1 pseudogene is annotated in these 2,281 nt (G+C 36.8%); it reads left to right on the top strand.

The features are described 5' to 3' along the window. Positions 1-2,281 (top strand): annotated as a pseudogene (locus LPB88_RS23630) (hypothetical protein); the annotation flags it as partial.

Genomic DNA, 2,281 nt, shown 5'->3' with positions numbered 1-2,281 from the left:
CAGTACTTTCACGCAAGTGATTACTCTTGAAGACACTACTAAACCTACTTTAGTAGGAAACTTGCCTGCCGATGTTACTGTATCTTGTGATGCAGTTCCGGACGCACCCGAGGTTAGTGCTTCTGATAATTGCAATACCGATTTGCCAGTGGTTTACACAGAAACTAAAAGTGGTATTGAGAACGAATGTAATACCAATTACACTTTAACTCGTACATGGACAACTAGTGATTGTTCTAACAATATTACTTCTTATACTCAAATCATAACTGTTAGAGATACTACTCCGCCAACCGGAACAGTTCCTGCTGACATTACAGGTTTGCAAAGTATAGCAAATATTCCTATTGCAGATTCAGGTGCAATAACTGATGCAACTGATAATTGTAGTCAAACCGTTAATATAACAGTAACTGATACTAATAACGGAGCCAGTGGTTGCGAAGGAAACGCATATATCCTGACAAGAACATACACTTTGTCTGATTGTGCGGGTAATCAAACTATATTGGTACAAACTATAACTGTTGAAAATAAAGTTTCGGTAAGCGGAATTCCAACTCCTGCATCTTGTCAGGGCTTAAGCGATGGTTCTATTGCTATAACAAACAGCTCAGGTTCAACAGTAGTTGTTACCAATGCTAACAACGAAGTGGTAGGAAATACTAATTTACCAGCAGGAACATACACTTTAACAGCTACTTCACCAGTAAATAATGATAACCAAAATTGTACAGCAACAGCAACGGTTACTATTACTGAACCTAATTATAAAGTAAGAATATCTGGTACAATAATGAATATTGAGACCAATACACCACTTGCTAACGTACCAGTTACACTGATTCCGCAAGGAACAACAACAGGACCAGTACTTTTACATTTAACAGATGCAAATGGTATGTATAATTTCCAAAACATACCAGAAGGAGATTACTTATTGCAAGTACAAGACGCTAACTTAAACAATGTTTATCAGCTTTTCCCTGTAACAACAAGTTTATTCTTTACTACGCTACAAAACTGTGCTTATCAGGTTCATAACTTTGACTATGGTCACTCTAAGTTACCGATTATAGGAGACTATGTATGGTACGACACCAATAGTAACGGAATCCAGGATGAGTGGTATGATGCTAACAATGATGGCGTTGTTACCCAAAACATTCCTGATAGCGACAATGCTATCGAATACAGTAAATGGGAATGGATTGACTTTAATGGAGACGGAAGTTATGCAGGTGCACAAAACATCGGAGAGCTAAATGCCGGTGGTTTTGGAAATGCATTAAGTCCTAATATTTTTGTAACAGGACCAAATGGATATCACAAAGAAATAATTATTGGTATTCAGGGATATTACAGAGACAGACCAGAAACAGAAAATCCTTATGGAGATTATGCCGTTGAGTTGAAAATTGATGGCAATTTAGATACTGCTTCTCAAGCAATGGGCGCAACTGGTTTAGTAAAAGTAGTTCCAAACTTTGCAGGCAAAAAAGTCTCAGGTGTAACGGGTAAACAGCAAGCACATATTGTTTGTGGATCAACCAACGCTCCTATTCAGACTGCAACTATAACTGCTGAAGATTTGATTCATCTAGATAAAGATTTCGGAATAAGCTGTAAACTCTTTGCTGACATTAATGCAGTCGACGACAGTTATGTAGATATTGGCTGTAACAAATTTGGAATTGTTGGCAATGTTTTAAGCAATGACCTTTTAAACGAAGGCGTTCCTGCAACGATAGAAATGGTGAATCTAACTTTAGTACCTAATGAAACCAATAATACTAATGTTAACATCACAATAAACGAATCTGGTAATGTAATTGTACTTGCAGGAACACCGGCAGGAACATACACCTATAATTATCAAATTTGCGAAAAATTAAACCCAACCAATTGTGATAGTGCTGTTGTTACTATAAAAGTACTTCCAAATGAGGTAACAACAGTTACTGGCACAGCCTGTAACGCAGATACATCACCAGTTAATTTACTTAATTTATTGCCTGCAGGCACCCCTGCTATCGGTACCTGGATAGATACAAATAATACTCATGCAGTAACCGGCAATATACTAACTGCTTTCGGACTTGCTCTTGGTAATTATTCATTTGAGTATAAAATTCAAGACGAGCTTTGTCCTAGAAGCATAATATTAAATGTTTCTGTAAATGATAAATGTAAAGTACTGTCATGTGGAACAATACTCGTACATAACGCCTTCTCTCCAAATGGAGATAATGTAAACGATAGATTTATTATTGATAGTATT

Origin of the sequence: Flavobacterium sp. JAS (genome assembly GCF_020991455.1) — a bacterium.
GTDB lineage: Bacteria > Bacteroidota > Bacteroidia > Flavobacteriales > Flavobacteriaceae > Flavobacterium.
The sequence above is the reverse complement of the archived record's forward strand: the minus strand, read 5'-3'. Positions and strand labels throughout refer to the sequence as shown.